The following is a 26,121-nucleotide window of genomic DNA, read 5'->3' as shown; positions in this document are numbered from 1 at the left end:
GGGGAACCGCCATGACTCACGACAACAAACTGCAGGTCGAAGCGATCAAATGCGGCACGGTGATCGACCACATTCCGGCGCAGATCGGTTTCAAGCTGCTGACGCTGTTCAAGCTGACCGCCACCGACCAGCGCATCACCATCGGCCTGAACCTGCCCTCCAACGAACTGGGCCGCAAGGATCTGATCAAGATCGAGAACACTTTCCTGACCGAGCAGCAGGCCAACCAGCTGGCGATGTACGCGCCGAAGGCCACGGTAAACCGCATCGATAACTATGAAGTGGTGCGCAAACTGACCCTCAGCCTGCCGGACCACATCGACGGCGTGCTGACCTGCCCGAACGGCAACTGCATCAGCCGCAGCGAGCCGGTGGCGTCGAGCTTCAGCGTCAAATCGCGCGGCGGCGAAGTGCACCTGAAATGCCGCTACTGCGAAAAAGAGTTCGAGCATCAGGTGGTACTGCAGGCGGACTAAGCCCGGCATGGGCGCCGGGAGATGGCGCTGTCATTCTCCCGGTGACGCCCTATAATGGGTCCTCTGAAAATTACTCTACCCACGTTGCTACCCACCGAATTTTACGCTGCGGCCGACCGCGCGGCGGCGTGAAAGACAACGGGTCTATCAGGAGAAAACATGCCACGTAATATCAGCACTGAACTCGCCCCGGCAGCCATTGGTCCTTACGTGCAGGGCGTTGATCTGGGCAGCATGATCATCACTTCCGGCCAGATCCCGGTCGATCCGAAAACCGGCGCCGTCGCCGACGACGTCGCCGCTCAGGCGCGCCAGTCGCTGGAAAACGTTAAAGCGATCGTCGAAGCCGCCGGCCTGATCGTTGCCGACATCGTGAAAACCACCGTATTCGTGAAAGACCTGAACGACTTCGCCACCGTCAACGCCGCGTACGAAGCCTTCTTCACCGAGCACAGCGCGCCGTTCCCGGCCCGCTCTTGCGTAGAAGTGGCGCGTCTGCCGAAAGACGTGAAGATCGAAATCGAAGCCATCGCCGTGCGTCGTTAATCGACACGCATGCGAATCACGGCCAGTGCAGACTGGCCGTTTTTATTGATAATCATTTTATTAACCCAATTAATTTATAGCGATAGCGTAATATCGTTCACATTTACAATTCCTCAATAAAAATACGCCTATAATTGTTTTTCACCCGGCCGGGTCATTGCTGTTTCATTTCGTTCACTTCGTGAATAATGACAGGAGATAACCATGGCACCTAGCGTATTGGATTATTTTATCCAACAAGTTTCCCGTTATCCGGAAAAAACCGCCGTCGTCGGCGATAATAAACACCTGACCTACCGTCAATTGGATGAAGCCAGCAGCGCACTGTGCGCGCTGTTGCTACGGCGGGGCGTGGCGCCCGGCAGCTATGTGCCGCTCGTCACGCTGCGCACGCCGGAAATGCTGATCGGTATGTTGGCGATCGTCAAAGCCGGCGCAGGCTATATTCCCATCGACGCCCGTTACCCGGAAAAAAGAATACAGGATATCGTCACGCAAAGCGGTTCCCCTTTAATACTCGCCAGCAACGCGACGATAGCGCTTTCGGAAAATAACTTCAGCGGGGATATTATTTATATTGATAATATATCAACTTCTTCGCAGGAGAATATAACGTTAATTTCTCCGTCCCCCGATGCCATCGTTTATCTCATTTTCACTTCAGGCACCACCGGCAAACCGAAAGGTGTGCTGATAGAACATCAGTCACTGCTGAATTTAATTCTCTGGCATAACAAGCAATTCGCCATGGATGCCGAAAGTCGTTCTACGCTGATCGCCGGCTTGAGTTTTGACGTCGCGCAATGGGAGATCTGGTCGCCTCTGACCAGCGGCGGCACATTGTATCTGCCCCCGGAAGACGCTCGCCTGCAGCCGGAAGTCCTGCTGGCCTACTTTGCCGAACAGGGCATTACCCACGCCAGCCTGCCCGCCGTACTGGTTGCCGAAGTGGTCGGCGCGCCGCAACCGGCCAATCTGGCGCTGCGGTATTTGTTCAGCTCAGGGGAGAAACTTCATCCGGTCGATCTGCGCGGCATCGATTATTCATTGATCGATTACTACGGCCCGACGGAAGCCACCATATTCGCCACCTGCAACCGGGTGGCTTGCGCCACGCAAAACCCGCCCGCCAGCATTGGGCAGCCCATCGGCGATACCGAAATCTTCATCCTCGATGACCGACTGCAGCCCGTGATCGGCGATCGCCCCGGCGAGCTGTATATCAGCGGTCGCTGTCTGGCCCGTGGCTACCTGAACAATCCGGCGTTGACCGCCGAGCGCTTCATCACCCCGCCTCACTTCGCCGGATTGCGCCTGTACCGCAGCGGCGATCGGGCTCGTTGGCTGGCGGATGGCCGCATTCAATATCTGGGCCGTATCGACGATCAGGTCAAAATCCGCGGCAATCGCATTGAACTGGGCGAAATCGAAAACGCCATGCTGCAGGTTGCGGGCGTCCGTAAAGCGGTGGCCGCCGTGGCAATGGCTGACGATCCGCTGGGCAAGAAAATCGTGGCGTTTCTGATCGCGGAGAGTGACAGCGAAAACGTGACCGCACGCGTCCGACAGAAACTGAAAGAAACGCTGCCCACCGCATTTCTGCCCGCCGATTATCGTTTACTGGAACACATGCCGCTGAACAACAACGGCAAGATCGACAAAGCGGCTCTGTTGGCGCATTACCAACCGGTCAGCGTCAGTGTCGGCGTTGCGCAGCCGCTGACCGCCGACCAGCGCGTCGTCGCCGATCTCTGGCGCTCGCTGCTGAAAGTGGAACAGCCCGCAGCCGACGATGATTTTTTCTCGCTGGGCGGCCATTCGCTGTTGGCGGCCAAACTGATGGCGGCGCTGGCCGAGGCATTTGCCGTCGAGACTTCGGTGCACGACATCTATGAATATCCCACTCTGGGCGCCCTGGCGCAGGCACTGGCACTGGCACAACGCAGAGACCGGCAACCGACACAGCGGCAAGGCGAAGCGCGTGCCTTGCAGGATGATGTTTATTTGCCGTCGGATCTCGTCATCGATCCGACGTTCGATCCGCGGCAAATCAGCGCGCCGCGCGCCATTTTGCTGACCGGCGCCACCGGCTTCGTCGGCGCGCATCTGTTGGCCGATCTGCTGCGCACCACCGACGCCGAGCTGTACTGTCTGGTGCGCGACGGCGCCAAACTGCCGCCGAGACAGCGGCTGGAGGCGGTGCTGCAGCGCTACCGGATCGCGCTGAACGCCAGCCAGCACGCGCGCATTCATATCGTGCCTGGCAACGTAGCGGAACACGACTTTTCGCTGACGCCGGCGGCCTACAGGGCGTTAAGCCGAGATATCGATCTGATTTACCATTCGGCCAGCGCGGTGAATTTTATCCAGCCTTACGCCTACATGAAGCGCGACAACGTGCAGGGCCTGCGGGAAATCATTCGCTTCGCGGCGCATAGCCGCACCAAGCCGCTGATGCTGCTGTCGACCATCTCCGTATACAGCTGGGGGCATCTGCACACCGGCAAGCGGGTGATGCGGGAAAGCGACGATATCGACCAAAACCTGCCGGCGGTCAGCCGCGATATCGGCTACGTGCGCAGCAAATGGGTGATGGAGAAAATTGCCGATTTGGCGGCGGCGCAAGGCCTGCCGCTGATGACCTTCCGCCTGGGCTACGCCACCTGCCACAGCCGTACCGGCGTCAACGCCGATTATCAATGGTGGGGACGGCTGGTGAAAACCTGCATCAGCAGCGGCACGGTGCCGGATTTACGGGATATGCGCGAAGGGTTGACCACGGTGGATTACATGACCCGGGCCATCGCCCACGTCTCTCGCAATCCGCAGGCGCTGGGGCAGAAATTCAACCTGATCCATCAAGGTGACAATAATCTGACGCTGCGTGAGTTTTTCAGCCTGCTGGAGCGCGAGTTCGGTTATCGTTTTCGTCCCTTGCCCTTCGCACAGTGGCGGGCCCAATGGGAAAACGACAGCGACGCGCCGCTGTACCCGCTGCTCAGCCTGTTCAAGGATCCTATGGTGGACGAGCTATCGACGGTGGAGCTCTATCAAGACACCTATCGGTGGGACTGCAGCAACCTGCAACGCTTCCTGCAGGGCAGCGGTATCGATGAGCCGCGCTTCACCCGCCAGCTGCTGCTGAATTACCTGCAGCACGCCATCGGGTATGCGCCGCTGTCGCTACAGGCGTAACAAAACCGGGGCTCAACTGGCCGAGCCCCGTCACCCTCACTCCGTTTTAAGCCCCCGCAGCAGCGCCTCCAGCGGGTACACCGCGGCAATCACCACTTCGTCGCGCGTCTGCGCCGCCGCATCCAGCCGGCGCTGCGCTTGTTCGGCCTCGGCCCGGCTCAGCGGTTTGTCCTGCTGATGGCGATCCAGCAGCGTTAACCCCAATGCGGCCAGGGCATCGACGTCCTGCGCCACCGGCGCCAGCTCCCGCAGCGTGCGGTTGCCCGCGATCGCCGTTTGCAGCGCCGCGCCGTTCGCCTGCCAGCGCTGCAGCCGTTCGCGCAGCGCCTGCGCCGCCGCCTTATCGCGCTTATCCTTCAGCAAAGCCGCGACCTGGGCATGCATGTCACGCACCGCGCCGCTCTCCGGCGGCAGCGCATCGGCAAAGCGGTTCAGCGGTTCGAACTGGTGATAGTTGCCGGCCTGGAACTTCAGGTGCTGGCGGGTGTAATACTGCGCCGGTTCCACCGCCTCGGCCAGGATCTGTAGCGGCGCGATCTGCACGCTGTTGCTCAGCCGGGTGAATTCGCGCGCCGTTTCCGCATGCTGCTGCAGGCCGACCGACACCACCGACCAGGCGTCGATCGCCGCCAGCCGCCGGTACATGTTGCTTTCGTCGGTAACGTCCTGCGCCGACCACAGCCGCTCCGCCACCGCGAAGGCGCGCGGCCACAGCTTGAGATCGATCAGCGGCGCGCGCACGTTTTCCGCCCACAGCGCCGCTTCACCGCCGAGAATATTGGCCTGCCCTTTCTCGTCCGGCACCACCGGCATCTTGCCCGCCGGCGCCGCCGCCAGTTTCTCGCCCTGGGTGGGGTAACGCACGTTGCCGACCAGCGTATAGCCGCTGAGCTTGTCCTGCTGCAGCGTGAACACCGGCCGCGTGTCGCCCATCCAGGTATCGACGCGGAACGTCACCTGCTGCGGCGTGCGCCAGACGATGTCGTGCACCGCGCGGCGCGACTTGCCGTTGAAATCGATAAAGCCGCGCCAGCCCTGCTTGCCCTCGATCAGCGTGAAGCTGCCCTCCACCGCGCTACCCTTCAGACGCGGCATGCTGAAACGCCAGCTTTGCGCCTGCTCGCCGGGTTGCACCGCCGTCTCAACCCCCAGCGGCTGCGGCAGAATTTCATTGCGGTAGTGATAGGCAGTGCTTTGCGGCTGATCGAGGTAGAAACCGGTGGAGAGGATGCCCTGATAGCCGTCCTGCGCACTGGCGCCCAGCGAGTCTTGCCCCTGCCAGGACTGAATGACGATCGAGCGCGGCAGCGACGGATGGTAGATCTCATCCCAGCCGACCATCTGCCGCTGGTGTTTCTCGAGGATCTTTTCCAGCTTCTGGTTGAAGTAGGCCTGCAGCGCATGGGTATCCGCCAGCCCGTTCTTCTGCATAAACGCCTGAATCGACGGCGATGCCCGCCACTGGCTGGCGTCCACTTCGTCGCCGCCGATGTGCAGATAAGGATCGGGGAAGATCGCCGCCAGCTCGCCGACGATCGCATCGACAAACTGATACACCTCGTCGCGGGTTGGATCGAGCGTCGGCTTATGCACGCCCCACTCGCGCTCCATGCGATACGGCCCCGGCGCGCTCATCAGATCGGGATAGGCCACCGCGATGCTGGAGGCGTGCCCCGGCATGTCGATCTCCGGCACCACGCGAATGCCGCGCGCCGTGGCGTAAGCCACCACCTGCCGCATTTGCTCACGGGTGTAAAACAGGCCGTCGCTGGCCTGCTGCTGCAATTTGGGGTAATGCTCGGAGGCGAAGCGCCAGCCCTGATCGTCGGTCAGGTGCCAGTGGAATACGTTGAGCTTGGCCGCCGCCATGCCGTCGAGCTGGCGCAAAATGTCCGGCAGCGGCAGGAAATGGCGCGCCGAATCCAACAAAACGCCGCGCCACGGGAAGCGCGGCACATCGCGAATATCCACCAGCGGCAGGAAGGTGTTTTGCCCGTCGGTCTGCAGCAGCTGCAGCAGGGTCTCCATGCCGCGCAGCGCGCCAAAGCGAGTGTTGGCGGTCAGCGTGGCGCCCTGCGGCGTGACCGCCAGCCGGTAGCTCTCATCGCTGCCCGGCAGCGGCTGCGCCGCCACCCGGTCCTTGATCACCACCTTGATCGCCGCGCCGTTTGCTTCTTCCCTCGGCGCCAGCGTCCAGCCGGTCTGTAACTCGATGCGCTGGCGCCAGCGCGGCAGCGCGTCGCCCAAATCATCGCCCTGCAGCGTCAGAGACAAGCGGCGATCCAGCACCAGCTTGCCCGCCGGTTGCGTCACTTCCACCTGCTGCGGCCAGGGCATCAGCGGCAAATCACCCGCCGGCTGCGCCAGCGCGCCGCAAGAAAACCATAACGATGAAGCCAGTAGCGTATAACGGAAAGGTCTGTGCATCGGAAATTCCTCAGAGGAAAAAAATCAATAAAAACAGCCAACGCTGTAGATAAAGACTCAGCACAGAACAGATGTCCAACCGTTGCGGTGAAAAAGCGGACGGGATCACAGTTGCCCCCTCCCGGCCGGAGGGGGCGAACGGGTTATTGCCAGCCGTAGCGGCGCACGAACCAGCCTTTCACGCATTGGGTCAGCACCATGTAACCGGCGAGGATCAGCACCAGCCACGGGAAGTAACCGAGCGGCAGCGCCTGCAGCTGCAGGAAGCCGGCCAGCGGCGAGAACACCAGGCCGATGCCGGTGGCGATCACCGCCAGCGTCATGATGCACAGCGGCCAGGACGGGCGGCTCTGGATAAACGGAATTTTGCGCGTGCGGATCATGTGCACGATCAGCGTCTGTGACAGCAGGCCTTCCACGAACCAGCCGGACTGGAACAGCGTCTGCATTTCCGGCGTGTTGGCCTTGAATACCCACCACATCAGGCTGAAGGTCAGCACGTCGAAGATCGAACTGATCGGCCCAAAGAACACCATAAACCGCCCCAAATCGGCGGAGTTCCAGCGCTGCGGCTGGGTGATCTGATCGTCGTCGACGTTATCGAACGGGATGGCGATCTGCGAGATGTCGTACATCAGGTTCTGAATCAACAGGTGCAGCGGCAGCATCGGCAGAAACGGCAGGAAGGCGCTGGCGATCAGCACGCTGAACACGTTGCCGAAGTTGGAGCTGGCGGTCATCTTGATGTATTTCAGCATGTTGGCGAAGGTGCGGCGCCCTTCGATCACCCCCTGCTCCAGCACCATCAGGCTTTTTTCCAGCAGGATGATGTCCGCCGCTTCCTTGGCGATGTCCACCGCCGAATCAACGGAGATGCCGATATCGGCCGCGCGCAGCGCCGGCGCGTCATTGATGCCGTCGCCCATAAAGCCCACCACGTGCCCCTGGCGGCGCAGCAGTTTGACGATGCGCTCCTTGTGCAGCGGCGTCAGCTTGGCGAACACCGTGGTGCGCGCCGCCGCCTGCGCCAGCTGCTCGTCGTCCATCTGCTCGATCTCGCTGCCGCGCAGCAGATGATCGGCCTCGAGCCCGACGTCCCGGCACACTTTGGCGGCCACCAGCTCGTTGTCGCCGGTGAGGATCTTCACCGTGACGCCGTTCTGTTTCAGCGCCGCCAGCGCCGGCGCGGTGCTTTCCTTCGGCGGATCGAGGAAGGCGACGTAGCCTTCGAGGATCAGATCCGACTCGTCCGCCACGCCGTATTCATGGGTTTGCGCCGGCAGGATCTTGTTGGCCACCGCCACCACCCGCAGCCCCTGCTGGTTGAGATCGTCGGTGATGCGGCGGATCCTCGCCAGCAGCGCCTCGCTGAGCGGGATCACCTCATCTTCGTGGCGCACGTGGCTGCAAATCGCCAGCATCTCTTCCAGCGCGCCCTTGCACACCAACTCGTGATACTCGTTGTCTTTGGCCACCACCACCGACATGCGGCGGCGCACGAAGTCGAACGGGATCTCATCCACCTTGCGGTAGTTTTGCAGCGCCTGCGGCTGCTGATTTTGCTCCGCGCAGCTCAGCACCGCCACGTCGAGTAGGTTTTTCAGCCCGGTCTGGTAGAAGCTGTTCAGCCAGGCGTAGCGCAGCACCCGCTCGCTGCTGGCGCCGAACACGTCGGTATGGCGCTCCAGCACGATCTTGTCCTGGGTCAGGGTGCCGGTCTTGTCGGTGCACAGAATGTCCATCGCGCCGAAGTTCTGGATGGCGTCCAGACGTTTGACGATCACCTTCTGGCGCGACAGCTTCACCGCCCCTTTGGCCAGCGTCGAGGTGACGATCATCGGCAGCATCTCCGGCGTCAGCCCGACCGCCACCGACAGCGCGAACAGCGCCGCCTCCCACCAGTCGCCCTTGGTGTAGCCGTTGATCAGCAGCACGATCGGCGTCATCACCAGCATAAAACGGATCAGCAGCCAGCTGACCTTGCTAATGCCGCTCTGGAAGGCGTTCGGCTGCTCATCCTGGCTGGTGACGCGCTGCGCCAGCTGGCCGAAATAGGTGCCGCCGCCGGTGCCGATCACCATCGCCAGCGCGGTGCCGCTGACCACGTTGGTGCCCATGAAGCACAGATTTCGGCAGTCGAGTGGATCGGCCGCCGGCAACTGCGGTGCGGCGGATTTTTCCACCGGCAGCGATTCGCCGGTCAGCGCCGCCTGGCTGATGAACAGATCCTTGGCCGACAGCACGCGCAGATCCGCCGGGATCATGTCGCCGGCCGCCAGTTTGATGATATCGCCCGGCACCAGCTGCGCGATCGGCAGCTCCACGTGCTCGCTCCTGCCGGTGAGCGCATCGCTGCGGATCACCGTGGCGGTGTTGCTCACCATGGCCTTCAGCGCGTCGGCCGCCCGGTTGGATCGCGCCTCCTGGATGAAATTCAGCAGTGTGGAGATCAGCACCATCAGCGCGATCACCAAGGCGCCGGTCAGATCCTCGGTGGCGTAAGAGATCATGCCGAGCGCGGTCAGCAGCAGGTTGAACGGGTTGCGGTAGCAGTGCCAGAGGTGTTGCCACCAGGCCTCTTTCTGCTGATCGTCGATGACGTTCTCACCGCAGCGCTGGCGCACCTGTTCCGCCTCATGGGCGGTGATGCCTTCCGGGTGGCTGTGAAAACGCTCAAAGAGCTGCATCGTTTCTGCGGCGGCGCATTCCAGCCGCTGCTGCGCCAGGCCGGCCGGCATGTCGCGCGCAGCGCCGCCGACGCCGTCCAGCAGACTGTCGCGACGCACCAAACGGCGCGGGAGGCCGCGGGCGAACAGGCCCAGCAGCTGACGGGGGAGTTTTTTCAGTTTCATGGTTCGCACCTCGTCGCCCGGTGCCTCACGGCAGCGGGTAAACGGGGATCGTCATCGGCCGGGCGGATGGCGGGTGCGCCAAAAAGCCTCTGCCAACGCAGATCCTTATTCTTTTTTTCAGCAGCAGGAGCGAACGACGAAGCGCGCGCTACCGGTTACCGTGATGTACTTCACCGGTAAAACAGCAGCGCCAGGCGGAGAGGTTTTACCGGAGAACCGAGTGAGTGTCTAAAGCAGTCGGGTCGGGGTCCATATGGGGGATCACCTCCGGTAAAGGGAAAAACAGAGCGGCAGGAGCGGCCGTTCAGCGCAGTGCAACAATCCCGTTTTGCATCAAGATCCGCGTCGGAAAATGAGCTATGCTGACGGGCATTGTTTTACAGGCCGTTATGTTACGCCTGTCCACTTCAACGAAAAGTAAACCATGCAAAACCGGCTGACCATCAAGGACATCGCACGCCTGAGCGGCGTAGGTAAATCCACCGTCTCACGCGTGCTGAACAATGAAGGCAGCGTGAGCCCGCAAACCCGTGAACGGGTGGAAGCGGTGATCCGTCAGCAAGGGTTTACGCCCTCCAAGTCGGCGCGCGCCATGCGCGGCCAAAGCGACAAAGTGGTGGGCATCATCGTTTCCCGTCTCGACTCGCCGTCGGAAAACCAGGCGGTGCGCACCATGCTGCCGCTGCTGTATCAGCAAGGCTTCGATCCGATCGTGATGGAGAGCCAGTTCGAAACCCGCCTGGTGCAGGAGCATCTGCACGTACTGCATCAGCGCAACGTCGACGGCGTGATCCTGTTCGGCTTCACCGGCCTGACCGCGGCGATGCTCAAGCCGTGGCAGGAAAAAATGGTGGTGATGGTGCGCGAATACGACGGCTTCTCGTCCGTCTGCTACGACGATGCCGGCGCGGTGAACCTGTTGATGGATCGCCTGTATCAGCAAGGGCATCGGCATATCGGCTATCTGGGGGTGCAGCTCAGCGACGCCACCACCGGCCAGCGCCGCTATCAGGCCTATCTCGACGCCTGTGAACGCCTCACGCTCACGCCGCGCGCCACGCTGGGCGAGCTGAGTTACCAGAGCGGTTTCCAGCACGCCGCCGAAGTGATTGACGCGCACACCAGCGCGCTGATTTGCGCCTCCGACAGCATCGCCCTGGGGGCAATCAAATACCTGCAACAACAGCCGACGCGCGCCATCCAGGTATGCGCCATCGGCAACACCCCGCTGCTCAGCTTCCTGTTCCCCGACACCCTGTCGGTGGAGTTCGGCTACGGCAGCGCCGGCCTGCTGGCGGCGCAGCAGCTGTTGGCACAGCTCAGTGGCGAACAGGGGATCCGCCGCCTGGTGGTGCCCAGCAAACTTTCCTGACGACCTGATGAGAAGTTGACCATTTTTTGTCATTTTGTGATCCTCGCCCCAATCCGGGAACGTTCCCATTTCATTCAAAAAGCCGAGTGGCTAAGCTTTGATCATTACTCAGTCAACACCTCTGCAGGTATCCCATAATGAGCAAAGTAAAACAGCAGGATATTGATCGCCTGATTGTTTTGGTCGGCGGCCGCGAGAACATCGCCACCGTCAGCCATTGCATTACCCGGCTGCGTTTCGTCCTCAACGATCCCAACAAGGCGAAACCGAAAGAGATCGAAGCGCTGCCGATGGTCAAGGGTTGCTTCACCAACGCCGGGCAGTTCCAGGTGGTGATCGGCACCGACGTCGGCGACTACTATCAGGCGCTGATCGCCAGCACCGGCGTCAACGAGGCCGACAAGGAGCAGGCCAAGGTGGCCGCGCGCCAGAACATGACCTGGACTGAGCGCACCATCTCCCACTTCGCCGAGATCTTCTTCCCACTGCTGCCGGCGCTGATCAGCGGCGGTCTGATCCTCGGCTTCCGCAACGTGATCGGCGACATCCCGATGTCCGACGGCCAAACGCTGGCGCAGATGCACCCGGCGTGGAAAACCGTTTACGACTTCCTGTGGCTGCTCGGTGAAGCGATCTTCATGTTCCTGCCGGTGGCCATCTGCTGGTCGACGGTGAAAAAGATGGGCGGCACCCCGGTGCTCGGCATCGTGCTGGGCGTCACCCTGGTGTCGCCGCAGCTGATGAACTCCTACCTGCTCGGCCAGCAAACGCCGGAAGTGTGGAACTTCGGCTGGTTCGTGATCCAGAAAGTGGGCTATCAGGCGCAGGTGATCCCGTCGATCCTGGCGGGCATGGCGCTGGGCTGGATCGAAACCCGGCTGAAAAAGATCGTTCCCGACTATCTCTATCTGGTGGTGGTGCCGGTGGTCTCGCTGCTGCTGGCGGTGTTCCTGGCACACGCGCTGATCGGGCCATTCGGCCGCATGATCGGCGACGGCGTCGCCTGGGCGGTGAAAGCGGTGATGACCGGCAGCTTCGCGCCGGTGGGCGCCGCGCTGTTCGGCTTCCTGTATGCGCCGCTGGTGATCACCGGCGTGCACCAGACCACGCTGGCTATCGACATGCAGATGATCCAGAGCATGGGCGGCACCCCGGTGTGGCCGCTGATTGCGCTGTCCAACATCGCGCAGGCCTCGGCGGTGCTCGGCATCATCATCATCAGCCGCAAGGCCAACGAGCGTGAAATCTCGGTGCCGGCGGCGATCTCCGCCTACCTCGGCGTGACCGAACCGGCGATGTACGGCATCAACCTCAAATACCGCTTCCCGATGCTGTGCGCGATGATCGGCTCCGCCTTCGCCGGCCTTATCTGCGGCCTGGACGGCGTGATGGCCAACGGCATCGGCGTCGGCGGCCTGCCGGGCATTCTGTCTATCAAGCCGCAGTTCTGGCTGATTTACTCGCTGGCGATTCTGGTGGCGATCGTCATCCCGCTGGTGCTGACCATCATGGTCTACAAACGCAAGGCCGCCCGCGGCGAGCTGCCGGTTTGATTGACGCAAGATGAATGTAGGGGCCCGCTCACGCGGGCTCGTTGTCACGATTCAAAGGTATTGAACTATGAGCAACCCAACCCCCTGGTGGCAGAACGGCGTCATCTACCAAATTTATCCGAAGAGTTTTCAGGACAGCACCGGCAACGGCTACGGCGATTTGGCCGGGGTGACCCGGCGGCTGGACTATCTGCAGGAACTGGGCGTCGACGCCATCTGGCTGACGCCGGTCTACGTATCGCCGCAGGTGGACAACGGCTATGACGTGGCGGACTACTGCGCCATCGATCCGGCTTACGGCACGATGGCCGACTTCGAGCAGTTGATCGCCGCCGCCCACCAGCGCGGTATCCGCATCGTGATGGACATGGTGTTCAACCACACCTCGACCGAGCACCCGTGGTTCAAGGCCGCGCAGGATCGCCACAGCCCGTATCGTCAGTTCTACGTCTGGCGCGACGGCGACGGTGAAACGCCGCCGAACAACTGGCGCTCCAAGTTCGGCGGCAACGCCTGGCAGTGGCACGCCGACAGCGGCCAGTACTACCTGCACCTGTTCGCCGCCGAGCAGGCGGATCTCAACTGGGAACACCCGCCGGTGCGCGAAGAGCTGAAGAAAGTGTGTCAGTTCTGGGCGGACAAAGGCGTCGACGGCCTGCGCCTCGACGTGATCAACCTGGTGTCCAAACAGCAGGACTTCCCGTCCGACAGCCAGGGCGACGGCCGCCGCTTCTACACCGACGGCCCGCGCATCCACGAGTTCCTGCAGGAGATGAGCCGCGACGTGTTTCAGCCGCGCGGCCTGATGACGGTGGGCGAGATGTCCTCCACCACGCTTGAGCATTGCCAGCGCTACGCGGCGCAGAGCGGCGAAGAGCTGTCGATGACCTTCAACTTCCACCACCTGAAGGTGGACTACGCCGGCGGTGAAAAATGGACGCGGGCGGCGCCGGATTACGTGGAACTGAAGCAGATCTTCCGCCACTGGCAGCAAGGGATGCATAACCGCGCCTGGAACGCGCTGTTCTGGTGCAACCACGATCAGCCGCGCATCGTGTCGCGCTTCGGCGATGAAGGCGCACTGCGGGTGCCGGCCGCCAAAATGCTGGCGATGGTGCTGCACGGCATGCAGGGCACGCCTTATATCTATCAGGGCGAAGAACTCGGCATGACCAACCCCGGCTTCCGCGCCATCGAGCAGTATCGCGACGTGGAAAGCCTGAACATGTACGCCGAACTGCGCGCCCAGGGCCGCAGCGACGCCGAGCTGCTGGCGATCCTGGCCGACAAATCGCGCGACAACGGCCGCACGCCGATGCAGTGGAGCGCCGCACCGCACGCCGGTTTCACCACCGGCACGCCATGGATCGGCTGCGCCGAGAACTACCCGCAGATCAACGCCGACGCGGCGCTGGCCGATCTCGACTCGGTGTTTTACGCCTATCGCCAGCTGATCACCCTGCGCAAGCAGTATCCGCTGCTGACCCACGGCGACTATCAGGATCTGGCGCCGGAACACCCGGCGCTGTGGTGCTATCAGCGCAGCTGGAACGGCCAGCGCCTGCTGGTCGCGGCCAACCTGAGCCGCGAACCGCTGGCCTGGGCGGCGGAGGGCGTGGAAGCCTCCGCGCAGTGGCGCCCGCTGATGAGCAACTACAGCGACTCGGCGGATCAGCCGCAGGCGCTGACGCTGCGGCCGTTCGAAGCGGTGTGGTGGCTACTCGAAGACTAACCCCGCAGGGCGCGGCGAGCGCTGCGCCCTACCATTTCCCCAGCAGCGCCACCACGCCGGCGGCCTCTTGCGCCAGGCGTTCGTCGCTCATGTCGAATACGCCCTGCACCAAATGCGGCGGCAGGTAATCCATGCCGGTCAGGTTGGCCATGGCGTGGAACGGCAGCAGCAGATCCTGCACCGGATAACGGTTGTACCCTTCCGCCGTATAAGCCTGCGCGTCGCCGCCGGTGCTCACCACCAGCTGCAACGGCTTGCCGTGCAGTTTAGTGCCCTCGCTGCCGTAGGCGAAACCGTAGGTTAATACCGCATCCTGCCATTCGCTGAGGATCGCCGGCGAGCTGTACCAGTAAAACGGGAACAGCATCACTACCGCATCGTGGCTCTGCAGCAACTCCTGTTCACGCGCCACGTCGATGCGGTAATCCGGGTACGCGCGGATCAGCTCATGTACGGTCACGTTAGGCAGCGTGCGTACGGCCTCGATCAGCGCTTTGTTGATGCGCGACTCGTCGGGGGTGCGGTGGGCGGTTAACACTAAAATGCGTGGCATAACGATTCCTCGGTCATAAGAAGATGAGGGCATTTTTCCATTTCCGCCGCTTCGGGTGTAGGCTGTTAGAGGTCACTTCAATTTCAACCGAAAGTATCAACCACTATGTCGCTGCCCTTTGACGTGCATCGCCTGTTGCCGGCCTTCCTCGCCGCCGCGCAGGCGCAAAATTTCTCCGCCGCCGCCCGCCAGCTGGGCGTGACGCCGGCGGCGGTCAGCAAAAACATCCGCGCGCTGGAAGAGAAGCTGGCGCTGCGGCTGTTTCAGCGCAACACCCACAACGTGTTGCTGACCGACGAGGGCAAAGCGCTGCTGGCACAGGTAGCGCCGCTGTGGCAGGCGTTGGCGGCGACGCTGGAAAGCGCCGGCGGCGAACGGCAGGCGCCTGCCGGCGTGGTGCGCGTCACGATGATCCCCGGCTTCGGCCGCCAGATGCTGATGCCGTTGATCCCGCAATTTCTGGCACGCTACCCGCAGATCGATCTCGATCTGTCGCTGGATGCCCGGGTGGTGAATCTGGTGGGCGAAGGTTTCGACGTCGGCATCGGCAGCCGGGTCGATCCCGACAGCCGGCTGGTGGCCCGCCCGCTCCACCCGATGCACATGGTGCTGGCGGCGTCGCCGGACTATCTGGCGCGGCGCGGTGAACCGCAAACGCCGCACGATCTGCTGCGGCACGACTGCCTGCTGCACCGCAACCCGGCCAACGGCCGCCACGTCAAATGGCAGCTGCGCCATCAGGGCGAAACGCTGGCGCTGGATCTGAACGGCCGGCTGGTGGTCAGCCGCCCGGAGATGTTGCTGGATGCGGCGCTGGCCGGGCTCGGCATCGTCAACCTGGCGCACTGGTACGTCGAGAAACACTTCGTGCAGGGCACGCTGCGGCCGGTGCTGGCGGAATGCTGGCCGCGCCCGGTGCAGCTGTGGCTCTATTACGCTTCGGCGGATCTGCCGCCGCGGGTGCGCGTCTGGGTCGATTTTCTGCTGGAACATTTTCGCGATCGGCCAACCGGCGATTGACGTCTGTTCAGCTTGCACACGCTCTTCCGTTTTCCTTGTTCTACATCAAAAGAATCGCGCCAATATCTATATATAGTGCATTAAGAATTGCGAACACCTATATATAGTAGTTATCCACAAAATCATCCACACGCCGCCACAGCCCTTGCGCGCTGCGGCTTTGCCCTGTGGATAAGCGAAATTTGACGGTTGCTCGCCATGCCAGGCGGGTATGAACGCTCCCTCGGGGAACAAGGAGTACAACGTGAAACCAGTAGTGATTAAGCGGGACGGTTGCCAGGTACCTTTTGACGAAGCGCGCATCGCGCAGGCCATCGAGCGCGCCGCGCTGGCGGTGGGCGTGGTCGATGCCGACTACTGCGCTACCGTCGCCCGCGTGGTCGCTCAGCGCATGGAGCTGCAGCCGCGCGTCGATATCCACGAGATCCAGCAGGCGGTGGAAAACCAGCTGATGGCCGGTGAATACAAACAGCTGGCGCGCGCCTATATCGAATACCGCCACGATCGCGACGTGGCGCGCGAGCTGCGCGGCCGCCTGAATCAGGAAATTCGCGGCCTGGTCGAACAAAGCAACCGCGCGCTGCTGAACGAAAACGCCAACAAGGACAGCAAGGTGATCCCCACCCAGCGCGACCTGCTGGCGGGCATCGTCGCCAAACACTACGCCAAGCAGCACATCCTGCCGCGCGACGTGGTGCTGGCCCATGAACGCGGCGAAATTCACTACCACGATCTCGACTACTCGCCGTTCTTCCCGATGTTCAACTGCATGCTGATCGATCTGAAAGGCATGCTGACCAACGGCTTCAAGATGGGCAACGCCGAGATTGAGCCGCCGAAGTCGATCTCCACCGCCACCGCCGTGACCGCGCAGATCATCGCCCAGGTCGCCAGCCATATCTATGGCGGCACCACCATCAACCGCATCGATGAAATTCTGGCGCCGTTCGTCGACGAGAGCTTCCGCAAACACCTGCAGGTGGCGGAAGAATGGCAGATCCCGGACGCCAAAGGCTATGCCATGGCGCGTACCGAGAAAGAGTGTTACGACGCCTTCCAGTCGCTGGAGTACGAGGTCAACACCCTGCACACCGCCAACGGCCAGACGCCGTTCGTCACCTTCGGCTTCGGCCTTGGCACCAGCTGGGAGTCGCGCCTGATCCAGCGCTCGATCCTGAAAAACCGCATTGCCGGGCTGGGCAAAAACCGCAAGACCGCCGTGTTCCCCAAACTGGTGTTCGCCATCCGCGACGGCCTCAACCACCAGTACGGCGATCCGAACTACGACATCAAGCAGCTGGCGCTGGAGTGCGCCAGCAAGCGCATGTACCCGGACATCCTCAACTACGATCAAGTGGTTAAAGTCACCGGCTCGTTCAAAACGCCGATGGGCTGCCGCAGCTTCCTCGGCACCTACGAGCAGGACGGCGAACTGGTGCACGACGGCCGCAACAACATCGGCGTCATCAGCCTCAACCTGCCGCGCATCGCGCTGGAGGCGATGGGCGATGAGTCGCGCTTCTGGGCGCTGCTGGAACAGCGCCTGCAGCTGGCGAAAAAGGCCCTGATGACGCGCATCGCCCGGCTGGAAGGCATCAAGGCGCGGGTGGCACCAATCTTGTACATGGAAGGCGCCTGCGGCGTGCGGCTCAAGGCCGACGACAACATCGCGGATATCTTCAAGAATGGCCGCGCCTCGATTTCGCTGGGCTACATCGGCCTGCACGAGACCATCAACGCGCTGTTCGGCGGCAAAAACCACGTGTATGACGACGAGGCGCTGCGCGCCAAAGCGGTGGCGATCGTCACGCGGCTGCGCGCCGCCGTCGACGCCTGGAAAGACGAGACCGGCTACGGCTTCAGCCTCTACAGCACGCCGAGCGAGAACCTGTGCGATCGCTTCTGCCGGCTGGACACCGCCGATTTCGGCGTAGTGCCGGGCGTCACCGACAAGGGCTATTACACCAACAGCTTCCACCTCGACGTGGAGAAGAAGGTCAATCCGTACGACAAGCTGGACTTCGAAGCGCCCTACCCGCCGTTGGCCAGCGGCGGCTTCATCTGCTACGGCGAATACCCGAACCTGCAGCACAACCTGAAGGCGCTGGAAGACGTGTGGGACTACAGCTACACCCGGGTGCCTTACTACGGCACCAACACGCCGATCGACGAGTGCTACGAATGCGGCTTCACCGGTGAATTCTCCTGCACCAGCAAAGGCTTCACCTGCCCGAAATGCGGCAATCACGACTCGGCCAAGGTCTCGGTCACCCGCCGGGTGTGCGGCTATCTCGGCAGCCCCGATGCCCGGCCGTTCAACGCCGGCAAGCAGGAAGAGGTAAAACGCCGGGTGAAACACCTCGGCAACGGGCAGCTCGGCTGAGAAACGCCGTGCAACCTAGGCAGAAGCCTGTTCATCAGGCGTGATTGTCGCAGCCGGTTTGCCTTCGGCCAGCGCGCACCAACCGCAGCGTACACGCAGTACGTGAGGATTGGGAGCACTGCCCGGAGGCAAAATGGCCAGTAAAATAGCCTGATGGGCAGGCCTCACATGAATTATCACCAGTATTACCCGATCGACGTCGTCAACGGCCCCGGCACCCGCTGCACGCTGTTTGTCGCCGGCTGCGTGCACCAGTGCCCCGGCTGCTACAACAAAAGCACCTGGCGGCTCAACTCCGGCCAGCCGTTTACCCCAGCGCTGGAAGACCGCATCATCGCCGATCTGAACGATACCCGCGTGCCGCGCCAGGGGCTGTCGCTCTCCGGCGGCGATCCGCTGCATCCGGCCAACGTGCCAAGCATCTTAACGCTGGTGAAACGGGTGCGCGCCGAGTGCCCCGGCAAGGATATCTGGCTGTGGACCGGCTACCGGCTGGCGGAGCTGGACGCGCAGCAAATGCAGGTGGTGGACAGGATCAACGTGCTGGTCGACGGCAAGTTCGTGCAGGATTTAAAAGACCCGGCGCTGATCTGGCGCGGCAGCAGCAACCAGTTGGTGCATAGGTTGCGATGAGCTGATAGTGCATATTTCAACATGTGTTAGCTCTAGCTTGACTTCGCGCAGCTAGGGCACAGAGCCAATCTGACAGGCGGATCTGTGCCAAAAGCAGACGTTATTAACACTGTGGTGCGTTAATAATGTAGGGTAGAACAGCTCCCAGAGCTTTATACAAAAATAAAAGAGTTATTATTTCTGTTCAACCTCAACTTTTTCGACAACAAAGCCATCTTTGCGGAAAAAATCCAAAACTCGTTCAATGTTACCTATACCCCATTGATTGGATATGACTATTATTTCACCTGACTCGAGCTCAATAAGATCATCGTCATTCATATGGTATCTATTCTTTCTCTCATCACTAATACATTCAGCTAAAGCTATCGTACGATTTTTTATGACTCCAAATAATTTTTCCCTCAGTTCATCGAAATTAGCAGGATTATTCTTCTCTATCCAATCAGTAAAGATCTCCAAAGCAAGATTCCTTTTATTTAGGACAAGTCCTTTGTATCTATAACTTGAGTAATCCTTTTCTGATTTTTTAGAGTTGGCAATCTGCTCTATACGCTTCTCTCTAAATCTAACTTGGTATTCGTTCAGCTCGGGGACCGGTATTATCTGTTCAGCATTAATTAGAACCTCACCTTTAAAATTATAAGGTGTAATTTTCACGCAGCTAATATCAACACCTTTATCTCTTAACCAAATCGCCGTAGTAGTAAGTTCCTTACTAAATCCAGCCGATGCTAATATAACTCTTATATCTTTACCAAAGTCGACAAGCTCCGTATCTGGAAGCTCAACAAAGTCTAGTATTTTTTCTTTAGCATCAATATCAATATTATTTTTAGAAAGGTAGTCCTGATAATACTCACATGCTTTAGAAAAACTCATAGTAGATATCATCGCCGCATATCTTAATGCTTGGAGTTCCATATGAGCACCAAACTCATCACGTTTTAATTCTATTACTACAAGGTTTGCCTGTTTATCAATAGCTAATATGTCAATCCTTCTCCGACTATCTTCCCAGTCAGAAAATTCTTCGGCTATGACAAGACAATCGGGTGCCAATATGGTGATGTTATTTTTAATTGCCGCTTGCAAATCATAACGTTCTTGCAATCCCTCAATAGAAAATGAGGTTCTCTCTAAAGGTGTCAATATTTTGTTGGAAATATTATATAATGCCACAAAAACTCCTTTTTAAACCTAACTGAATATCACTAAATAAACCGTCAATTATCACCTCTTCTTATTAAGAAGATACCTCTAGTGTGACTTGTGCGCCAATGAAAAACTCACGTATTCTCCCTGCTAAAAGCCGCCTGGCAGTTCTATCTATAGACGCTGCCAGCCCAACCCTGAACGAATCCTCCTCAAAACTCTCGCCAATAACGCCCCCGGATTTTCTTCTTGAATAAAGCCATTCGTTTTTCTACCTCCGAATGGCTGAGATAAACCGCGGTGCCGTTTCTTAAGCGTTCAAGGGCGGCATCCACCCTTTCACGCAGCGCTTGCTCCAACAACATCGCCTCTACGTCCATTTCAGGTTTATTTCGCTGTTCCATTTCCATCTCCTCCGTTGAGACAGCACCGAGTCACAAATCCGTTACACCAACCCCATCCCCACCACGCCGGTCAGTACGCCGCACAGCACCACCAGCGCCGCCGTCAGGCACAGCGCCCGGGCGGAGAAGGCCTTGTTGAGCATCAACAGCGAAGGCAGGCTGACCGCCGGCAGGGTCATCAGCAGCGCCAGCGCCGGGCCTGCGCCCATGCCCGCTAGCATCATGGTCTGCACGATCGGGATCTCCGCCGCGGTGGGGATAACGAACAGGCAGCCGACGATCGCCAGGCCGATGATCCACAGCAGGCTATTGTCGACGGCGCCGTCGGCGTGCGGGAACAGCCAGACCCGCGCAGCGCCCAGCGCCAGCACCGCCAGTACGTAGATCGGGATGGTCGACCAAAACAGCGCCCACAGCGCTTTGCCCCAGCGGGCGAGAAACGGCCGTTCGTCGCTCTGCGCCGTCATCACCGGCGGCTGCGGCGCGGCGGGCTGCGGGTCCTGGGCGGTTACGCGCTGCACCAGCCAGGCGATGCCCAGCACCATCACCACGCCCGCCACCAGACGGATGGCGGCGAATGGCCAACCGAGCACAAACCCCATGAACACCAACGTCGCCGGGTTCAATACCGGGTTGGCGAGCCAAAAGGCCAGCGCGGCGCCGCTGGATACCGACTGGCGGCGCATGCCGGCGGCAACCGGTGCGGCGCAGCAGGTGCACATCATGCCCGGCAGCGCGATCAGCGCCCCCAGCACGGTGCCGGAAAAACGCCGGTGGCCGAGCGTGCGCGCCAGCCAGTCGCGCGGGATCAGCACCTGCACCAGCGAACCTAACAACACCCCGAGCAGCGCCGCCTTCCACACCGCGGTGAAGTAGACCAGCGCGTACTGCCAGGCCGCCAGCCAGGGGCTCGCGGCGCCGTCGGCCAGGATCGATTTGCCGATCGAGTGGCTGTCCGCCGCCACGAAGGCCTTGCCATAGTAAGGCTGCCATTTGACGTAGTAGAGGCCGACGGCCACCACCAGCAGAAACAGGATCGGTTTCCACAGCGGCCAGGCGCGTGGGGCGGGTTCAGGGGCGTTCAGAGGTTGCGGCATGGTAGCGGCCAGAGTCAGTCAACAGAGGCGCCAGCATAGCGCGCCGTCGCCGCCCGTGCACGCCCGGGCTGTCCTAAATAGTTCATCTGTTCGCCACCGACGCGTAACGCGATTGTCATCTGCACCCGGCACCATGATGCCAACTTGAAAACCACAGGGTAGACGCACGATGAAACGCACCGCTTCCGCCTTCATCGCACAGCCATCGGTATGACGAGGTTTTTATTATGATGGAGTTATCTAGACATCCGACCACTTACCCCACGCGCTATCAGCAGATCGCCGCGCAGCTGGAACAGGAGCTGCGCACGCAATACCGCTGCGGCGACTACCTGCCTTCGGAACAGCAGCTGGCCGAGCGTTATCAGGTCAATCGCCACACCCTACGCCGCGCGGTGGATCAGCTGGTAGAGCGCGGCTGGCTGCAGCGCCGCCACGGCGTCGGCATTCTGGTGCTGATGCGGCCTTACGACTACCCGCTGCACGCCAATACCCGCTTCAGCCAGAACCTGTTCGAGCAGGGCAGCCATCCCACCAGTGAGCGCTTACTCGCTGTCTTGCGCCCGTGCAATGGGCATGTCGCCAGCGCGCTCTCGCGTGAAGAAGGCGAAATGGTGATCCACCTGCGCACCCTGCGCCGGGTCAACGGTGTGCCGATGAGCGTGATCGACCACTATCTGCCCGATCTGGACTGGTGGCCGGCGCTGCAGCAGTTCCACAGCGGTTCGCTGCACCAGTTTATCGAACAGCACCTCCAGCAGCCGCTGACCCGCCGCCAGACGCGCATCAGCGCGCGCCGCGCGCAGGCCAAAGAGAGCCGGCTGCTAGAGATCGCCACCCACGCGCCGCTGCTGTGCGTGCGCACCCTTAACGTCCGCAGCGGCGGCGAAGACGTGGCGGAATACTCCGTCAGCCTGGCCCGCGCCGACATGATTGAACTGACGATGGAGCACTGAATGCAAGCCTTAGAGTCGAGACAACGCTGGATGTCGGTGCTGGCGCACAGCCGGCCCGAGCAGCTGCGCAGCCACTGGCAGGCGCTGAACCTCAGCCCGGGTTACCGCAGCATCCGCGCGCCGGAGATCGGCCTGGCCCAGCTGCAGGGGCGCATGGGCGCCACCGGCCGCCGCTTCGTGTTGGGAGACATGACGGTCACCCGCGCGGTGGTGCAGCTGGACAACGGCGGCTACGGCTACAGCTATATCGCCGGGCGCGACAAGGCGCACGCCGAGCTGTGCGCGCTGGCCGATGCGCTGCTGCAACAGCCGGAACACGGCGAACGCCTGCAACAACAGCTGATCGCGCCGCTGGCCGCGCTGCAGCACGAGCAGCGCCAGCTGCGCGCCCGGGCCATCGCCGCCAGCCGGGTGGACTTCTTCACGCTGGTGCGAGGGGATTAAGCCATGAGTTTATTGACCGGTTTTGAGCAACCGATAGACCAATCGCAGCACGCTTTCCGTTTGATTCTTAAAGCCTTGAGCGAACCGGGCCACCGGGTGACGCTGCCAAACGGCCCAGCCTGGGCGCCGCTGAACGCCGCCAGCACCGCCGCGCTGCTGACGCTGGCCGATCAGGAAACGCCGCTGCTGCTGTGTGCTGCGCTTAAAAGTGAGCGAGTGCTAACAAACATTCGTTTTCACAGCGGCGCGCCGCTGGCCGCCACGGCGCAGGAGGTCTGTTTTGCCCTGTTCGATGAACAACTGCAGGCCGCCGATCTGCAGGCCTTACCGCACGGCACTGAAATCTCGCCGGAATGCGGCGCCACGGTGGTGGTGCAGCTTGCTGAGCTGGAGAACGGCGCCGCGCTGCGCCTGACCGGCCCCGGCATAGAGAGCCAACGCCTGATTGCGCCGCGCCTGCCGCCGGCGCTGCTGGATTATCTGGTCAACCGCCCGCAGCGCTTCCCGCTGGGGCTGGATGTCTTGCTGACCTGTGGCGATCGCCTGCTGGCGATCCCGCGGACCACCCGCGTGGAGGTGTGCTGATGTACGTAGCGGTAAAAGGGGGCGAAAAAGCCATTGAGGCCGCCCATCAGCTGCAGGAACAGCTGCGGCGCGGCGACGAGGCGCTGCCGGCGATCGGCGCGGAACAAATCGAACAACAGCTGGGGCTGGCGGTGGATCGGGTGATGACCGAAGGCGGCATCTACGATCGCGAGCTGGCGGCGCTGGCCATCAAACAGGCCAGCGGCGATCTGGTGGAGGCAATCTTCCTGCTGCGCGCCTACCGCACCACCCTGCCGCGCCTGGCGGTCAGCGAGCCGCTGGCCAGCGAAAATATGCGGCTGGAGCGGCGCATCTCGGCGGTTTACAAGGACTTGCCCGGCGGCCAGGTGCTGGGGCCGACCTACGACTACACCCACCGGCTGCTGGATTTCGCGCTGCTGGCGGAAGGCGAGGCGCCGCGCGCGCCGCAGGCCGACGAACCGCTGCCGGACAACTGCAGCCACGTGTTCGATCTATTGTGTCGCCAGCAGCTGGCGCGGGAGGAACAGGACGACGGCAGCGCGCCGGACGACATCACCCGCAACCCGCCGGTTTACCCCTGTTCGCGCTCGGCGCGCCTGCAGCAGCTGGTGCGCGGCGACGAAGGTTTTCTGCTGGCGCTCGGCTACGCCACCCAGCGCGGCTACGGCCGCAACCACCCGTTCGCCGGCGAGATCCGCACCGGCCACGTTTCGGTGGAGATCGTGCCTGAAGAGCTCGGTTTCGCCATCGATATCGGCGAAATCCTGCTGACCGAGTGCGAAATGGTCAACGGCTTCGTCGATCCAAAGGACCATCCGCCGCACTTCACCCGCGGTTACGGGCTGGTATTCGGCCGCGCCGAACGTAAGGCGATGGCGATGGCGTTGGTGGACCGCGCATTGCAAAGCCCCGACTACGGCGAAGGCGTCGCCGGCCCGGCGCAGGACGAAGAGTTCGTGCTGGCCCACGCCGACAACGTCGAGGCCGCCGGCTTCGTCTCCCATCTCAAGCTGCCGCACTACGTCGACTTCCAGGCCGAATTGGAACTGCTCAAGCGGCTGCGGCAGGAATACAGCGAGCGTCAGGAGGCCCGCGATGAGTGAAGTATTGACCGGCTATAACCTCGGCTATCTGGACGAGCAGACCAAGCGCATGATCCGCCGCGCCATCCTGAAGGCGGTGGCGATCCCCGGCTATCAGGTGCCGTTCGGCGGCCGCGAGATGCCGATGCCCTACGGCTGGGGCACCGGCGGCATCCAGCTCACCGCCAGCGTTATCGGCCGCGCCGACGTGCTGAAGGTGATCGACCAGGGCGCCGACGACACCACCAACGCGGTGTCGATCCGCCGCTTCTTCCAGCGCGTCGCCGGGGTGGAAACCACCGAACGCACGCCGGAGGCTACGCTGATCCAAACCCGTCACCGCATTCCGGAAACGGCGCTGCGCGAAGACCAGATCCTGATCTATCAGGTGCCGATCCCGGAGCCGCTGCGCTTTATCGAACCGCGCGAAACCGAGACCCGCAAGATGCACGCGCTGGAGGAGTACGGCGTGATGCAGGTGAAGCTGTATGAAGACATCGCGCGCTACGGCCATATCGCCACCACCTACGCCTACCCGGTGAAGGTCAACGATCGCTACGTGATGGATCCGTCACCGATCCCGAAATTCGACAACCCGAAAATGCACATGATGCCGGCGCTGCAGCTGTTCGGCGCCGGGCGCGAGAAACGCATCTACGCCCTGCCGCCGTTCACCAAGGTGGAGAGCCTGGACTTCGACGACCATCCGTTCAGCGTGCAGCAGTGGGACGAACCCTGCGCGCTGTGCGGCTCGCGCCACAGCTATCTGGACGAGGTGGTGCTCGACGATCAAGGCAACCGCATGTTCGTCTGTTCGGACACCGACTACTGCCGGCAGCAGCTGGCGCAATCTTCGCAAGAGGCGCAGCACTGATGACTTCCACCCCTTTGAGCACCACCCCGCTGCTGTCGGTGAACCGGCTCACCCACCTGTACGCCCCCGGCAAGGGCTTCAGCGACGTGTCGTTCGACATCTACCCCGGTGAAGTGCTGGGCATCGTCGGCGAATCCGGCTCCGGCAAAACCACGCTGCTGAAGTCGATCTCCGCGCGGCTGGCGCCGCAGCGCGGGCAGATCCTTTACCGCCCGCAGGCGGGCCAGGAACACGATCTGTACGCCATGGCGGAGAGCGATCGCCGCCGCTTGCTGCGCACCGACTGGGGCGTGGTGCACCAGCACCCGCTCGACGGGCTGCGGCCGCAGGTATCCGCCGGCGGCAACATCGGCGAGCGGCTGATGGCCATCGGCCAGCGCCACTATGGCGACATTCGCCGCCAGGCCGGCCAGTGGCTGGAAGACGTCGAAATCCCGCTGTCGCGCCTTGACGATCTGCCGACCACCTTTTCCGGCGGCATGCAGCAGCGGCTGCAGATCGCCCGCAACCTGGTCACCCACCCCAAGCTGGTGTTTATGGACGAGCCGACCGGCGGGCTGGACGTGTCGGTGCAGGCGCGCCTGCTCGATCTGCTGCGCAATCTGGTGGTGGAGATGCAGCTGGCGGCGGTGATCGTCACTCACGATCTCGGCGTGGCGCGGCTGCTGGCCCACCGCCTGCTGGTGATGAAACAGGGCGAAGTGGTGGAGAGCGGCCTGACCGACCGAGTACTGGACGATCCGCACCATCCTTACACCCAGCTGCTGGTTTCTTCGGTGCTGTCGTAACCCAAGGCGATA

General features: G+C 61.7%; 21 protein-coding genes. 15 read left to right on the top strand and 6 right to left on the bottom strand.

From position 1 onward, the window contains the following. Positions 1 to 11: 11 nt before the first annotated feature. From pyrI to N6G83_RS20570, 3 genes are all read left to right on the top strand, one after another. A complete protein-coding gene (pyrI, locus tag N6G83_RS20580) occupies positions 12 to 476 on the top strand; it encodes an aspartate carbamoyltransferase regulatory subunit (protein WP_004933377.1) in 465 nt (154 codons plus the stop codon). 159 nt (positions 477 to 635) lie between these two features. Next, entirely contained in the window at positions 636 to 1,022 is a 387-nt protein-coding gene (gene ridA / locus N6G83_RS20575) for a 2-iminobutanoate/2-iminopropanoate deaminase (RefSeq protein WP_260516174.1), read from the top strand. A 204-nt stretch (positions 1,023 to 1,226) separates the two neighbouring features. Next, on the top strand, positions 1,227 to 4,217 hold the full coding sequence (locus N6G83_RS20570; RefSeq protein ID WP_260516175.1) for an amino acid adenylation domain-containing protein: 2,991 nt from the start codon (positions 1,227 to 1,229) through the stop codon (positions 4,215 to 4,217). 36 nt (positions 4,218 to 4,253) lie between these two features. Here the strand turns inward: N6G83_RS20570 and N6G83_RS20565 are convergent, their stop codons facing one another. Further along, positions 4,254 to 6,644 carry a beta-N-acetylhexosaminidase gene (locus N6G83_RS20565; RefSeq protein WP_260516176.1) on the bottom strand — a complete coding sequence of 797 codons (2,391 nt, stop codon included), beginning with the start codon at positions 6,642 to 6,644 and terminating at the stop codon, positions 4,254 to 4,256. A gap of 143 nt (positions 6,645 to 6,787) precedes the next feature. Then, the gene (gene mgtA / locus N6G83_RS20560) at positions 6,788 to 9,496 is read right to left on the bottom strand and encodes a magnesium-translocating P-type ATPase (RefSeq protein WP_167324773.1); all 2,709 of its coding nucleotides are present in this window, start codon (positions 9,494 to 9,496) and stop codon (positions 6,788 to 6,790) included. Between the two features lie 424 nt (positions 9,497 to 9,920). On the opposite strand from mgtA, the gene treR reads away from it, so the two are divergent. The 3 genes from treR (at position 9,921) to treC (ending at position 14,153) form a co-directional block, all read left to right on the top strand. Continuing rightward, complete coding sequence (gene treR, locus N6G83_RS20555) at positions 9,921 to 10,868, top strand: trehalose operon repressor TreR (RefSeq protein WP_042783558.1); 948 nt, start codon at positions 9,921 to 9,923, stop codon at positions 10,866 to 10,868. Between the two features lie 137 nt (positions 10,869 to 11,005). Next, positions 11,006 to 12,421 (top strand): PTS trehalose transporter subunit IIBC, encoded by a 1,416-nt coding sequence (treB, locus tag N6G83_RS20550; protein WP_260516177.1) that lies wholly within the window; start codon positions 11,006 to 11,008, stop codon positions 12,419 to 12,421. A gap of 67 nt (positions 12,422 to 12,488) precedes the next feature. Next, positions 12,489 to 14,153, top strand: coding sequence for an alpha,alpha-phosphotrehalase (treC, locus tag N6G83_RS20545; RefSeq protein WP_089181588.1), 1,665 nt, complete (start codon positions 12,489 to 12,491; stop codon positions 14,151 to 14,153). 28 nt (positions 14,154 to 14,181) lie between these two features. Here treC and N6G83_RS20540 read toward each other — a convergent pair whose 3' ends face one another. Then, positions 14,182 to 14,706, bottom strand: a complete 525-nt coding sequence (locus N6G83_RS20540; RefSeq protein ID WP_141997124.1) for an NAD(P)H-dependent oxidoreductase — start codon at positions 14,704 to 14,706, stop codon at positions 14,182 to 14,184. Between the two features lie 105 nt (positions 14,707 to 14,811). Between N6G83_RS20540 and N6G83_RS20535 the strand changes: the two genes are divergently transcribed. The 3 genes from N6G83_RS20535 to nrdG all read left to right on the top strand — a co-directional run bounded on the left by N6G83_RS20535 (position 14,812) and on the right by nrdG (position 18,742). After that, complete coding sequence (locus N6G83_RS20535; RefSeq protein WP_260516178.1) at positions 14,812 to 15,726, top strand: LysR family transcriptional regulator; 915 nt, start codon at positions 14,812 to 14,814, stop codon at positions 15,724 to 15,726. Positions 15,727 to 15,970: 244 nt separating this feature from the next. Further along, positions 15,971 to 18,109 (top strand): anaerobic ribonucleoside-triphosphate reductase, encoded by a 2,139-nt coding sequence (gene nrdD, locus N6G83_RS20530; RefSeq protein WP_260516179.1) that lies wholly within the window; start codon positions 15,971 to 15,973, stop codon positions 18,107 to 18,109. 168 nt (positions 18,110 to 18,277) lie between these two features. Continuing rightward, the gene (gene nrdG, locus N6G83_RS20525; protein WP_148123077.1) at positions 18,278 to 18,742 is read left to right on the top strand and encodes an anaerobic ribonucleoside-triphosphate reductase-activating protein; all 465 of its coding nucleotides are present in this window, start codon (positions 18,278 to 18,280) and stop codon (positions 18,740 to 18,742) included. A gap of 174 nt (positions 18,743 to 18,916) precedes the next feature. Here the strand turns inward: nrdG and N6G83_RS20520 are convergent, their stop codons facing one another. The 3 genes from N6G83_RS20520 to N6G83_RS20510 all read right to left on the bottom strand — a co-directional run bounded on the left by N6G83_RS20520 (position 18,917) and on the right by N6G83_RS20510 (position 21,398). After that, the gene (locus N6G83_RS20520; protein WP_148123076.1) at positions 18,917 to 19,924 is read right to left on the bottom strand and encodes a hypothetical protein; all 1,008 of its coding nucleotides are present in this window, start codon (positions 19,922 to 19,924) and stop codon (positions 18,917 to 18,919) included. Positions 19,925 to 20,109: 185 nt separating this feature from the next. Continuing rightward, a complete protein-coding gene (locus N6G83_RS20515; RefSeq protein WP_148123075.1) occupies positions 20,110 to 20,301 on the bottom strand; it encodes a hypothetical protein in 192 nt (63 codons plus the stop codon). Positions 20,302 to 20,342: 41 nt separating this feature from the next. Next, positions 20,343 to 21,398, bottom strand: a complete 1,056-nt coding sequence (locus N6G83_RS20510; RefSeq protein WP_148123074.1) for a permease — start codon at positions 21,396 to 21,398, stop codon at positions 20,343 to 20,345. Between the two features lie 227 nt (positions 21,399 to 21,625). On the opposite strand from N6G83_RS20510, the gene phnF reads away from it, so the two are divergent. From phnF to phnK, 6 genes are read left to right on the top strand one after another with little or no spacing between them, the layout of a single operon-like run. Then, positions 21,626 to 22,354, top strand: coding sequence for a phosphonate metabolism transcriptional regulator PhnF (phnF, locus tag N6G83_RS20505; protein ID WP_015376439.1), 729 nt, complete (start codon positions 21,626 to 21,628; stop codon positions 22,352 to 22,354). Then, positions 22,355 to 22,798, top strand: coding sequence for a phosphonate C-P lyase system protein PhnG (gene phnG, locus N6G83_RS20500; protein ID WP_019453314.1), 444 nt, complete (start codon positions 22,355 to 22,357; stop codon positions 22,796 to 22,798). 3 nt (positions 22,799 to 22,801) lie between these two features. Continuing rightward, positions 22,802 to 23,383: a phosphonate C-P lyase system protein PhnH gene (phnH, locus tag N6G83_RS20495; protein ID WP_260516180.1), complete on the top strand. Its 582-nt coding sequence runs from the start codon at positions 22,802 to 22,804 to the stop codon at positions 23,381 to 23,383. Next, positions 23,383 to 24,468: a carbon-phosphorus lyase complex subunit PhnI gene (locus N6G83_RS20490; RefSeq protein WP_021504231.1), complete on the top strand. Its 1,086-nt coding sequence runs from the start codon at positions 23,383 to 23,385 to the stop codon at positions 24,466 to 24,468. Before phnH ends, N6G83_RS20490 begins: the two co-directional genes overlap by 1 nt. Further along, positions 24,461 to 25,321 (top strand): alpha-D-ribose 1-methylphosphonate 5-phosphate C-P-lyase PhnJ, encoded by an 861-nt coding sequence (locus N6G83_RS20485; protein ID WP_019453317.1) that lies wholly within the window; start codon positions 24,461 to 24,463, stop codon positions 25,319 to 25,321. The genes N6G83_RS20490 and N6G83_RS20485 overlap by 8 nt, the downstream gene beginning before the upstream one ends. Then, positions 25,321 to 26,109: a phosphonate C-P lyase system protein PhnK gene (gene phnK, locus N6G83_RS20480; RefSeq protein WP_033636845.1), complete on the top strand. Its 789-nt coding sequence runs from the start codon at positions 25,321 to 25,323 to the stop codon at positions 26,107 to 26,109. Before N6G83_RS20485 ends, phnK begins: the two co-directional genes overlap by 1 nt. Positions 26,110 to 26,121: the final 12 nt, after the last annotated feature.

The sequence above is a fragment of the Serratia sp. PL7 genome (genome assembly GCF_945957435.1).
Note: the sequence above shows the minus strand (reverse complement) of the source record. Positions and strands in the feature narration are given on the sequence as shown.

Excerpts from the sequence above, each read along its gene's own strand:
- nrdG (WP_148123077.1), top strand. The coding sequence starts at position 18,278 with ATGAATTATCACCAGTATTACCCGATCGACGTCGTCAACGGCCCCGGC.
- mgtA (WP_167324773.1), bottom strand. The coding sequence starts at position 9,496 with ATGAAACTGAAAAAACTCCCCCGTCAGCTGCTGGGCCTGTTCGCCCGC.
- N6G83_RS20510 (WP_148123074.1), bottom strand. The coding sequence starts at position 21,398 with ATGCCGCAACCTCTGAACGCCCCTGAACCCGCCCCACGCGCCTGGCCG.
- N6G83_RS20570 (WP_260516175.1), top strand. The coding sequence starts at position 1,227 with ATGGCACCTAGCGTATTGGATTATTTTATCCAACAAGTTTCCCGTTAT.
- N6G83_RS20540 (WP_141997124.1), bottom strand. The coding sequence starts at position 14,706 with ATGCCACGCATTTTAGTGTTAACCGCCCACCGCACCCCCGACGAGTCG.
- N6G83_RS20490 (WP_021504231.1), top strand. The coding sequence starts at position 23,383 with ATGTACGTAGCGGTAAAAGGGGGCGAAAAAGCCATTGAGGCCGCCCAT.
- N6G83_RS20515 (WP_148123075.1), bottom strand. The coding sequence starts at position 20,301 with ATGGAACAGCGAAATAAACCTGAAATGGACGTAGAGGCGATGTTGTTG.
- N6G83_RS20485 (WP_019453317.1), top strand. The coding sequence starts at position 24,461 with ATGAGTGAAGTATTGACCGGCTATAACCTCGGCTATCTGGACGAGCAG.
- phnF (WP_015376439.1), top strand. The coding sequence starts at position 21,626 with ATGATGGAGTTATCTAGACATCCGACCACTTACCCCACGCGCTATCAG.
- treR (WP_042783558.1), top strand. The coding sequence starts at position 9,921 with ATGCAAAACCGGCTGACCATCAAGGACATCGCACGCCTGAGCGGCGTA.
- ridA (WP_260516174.1), top strand. The coding sequence starts at position 636 with ATGCCACGTAATATCAGCACTGAACTCGCCCCGGCAGCCATTGGTCCT.
- treB (WP_260516177.1), top strand. The coding sequence starts at position 11,006 with ATGAGCAAAGTAAAACAGCAGGATATTGATCGCCTGATTGTTTTGGTC.
- treC (WP_089181588.1), top strand. The coding sequence starts at position 12,489 with ATGAGCAACCCAACCCCCTGGTGGCAGAACGGCGTCATCTACCAAATT.
- phnK (WP_033636845.1), top strand. The coding sequence starts at position 25,321 with ATGACTTCCACCCCTTTGAGCACCACCCCGCTGCTGTCGGTGAACCGG.
- N6G83_RS20535 (WP_260516178.1), top strand. The coding sequence starts at position 14,812 with ATGTCGCTGCCCTTTGACGTGCATCGCCTGTTGCCGGCCTTCCTCGCC.
- phnG (WP_019453314.1), top strand. The coding sequence starts at position 22,355 with ATGCAAGCCTTAGAGTCGAGACAACGCTGGATGTCGGTGCTGGCGCAC.
- phnH (WP_260516180.1), top strand. The coding sequence starts at position 22,802 with ATGAGTTTATTGACCGGTTTTGAGCAACCGATAGACCAATCGCAGCAC.
- N6G83_RS20565 (WP_260516176.1), bottom strand. The coding sequence starts at position 6,644 with ATGCACAGACCTTTCCGTTATACGCTACTGGCTTCATCGTTATGGTTT.
- pyrI (WP_004933377.1), top strand. The coding sequence starts at position 12 with ATGACTCACGACAACAAACTGCAGGTCGAAGCGATCAAATGCGGCACG.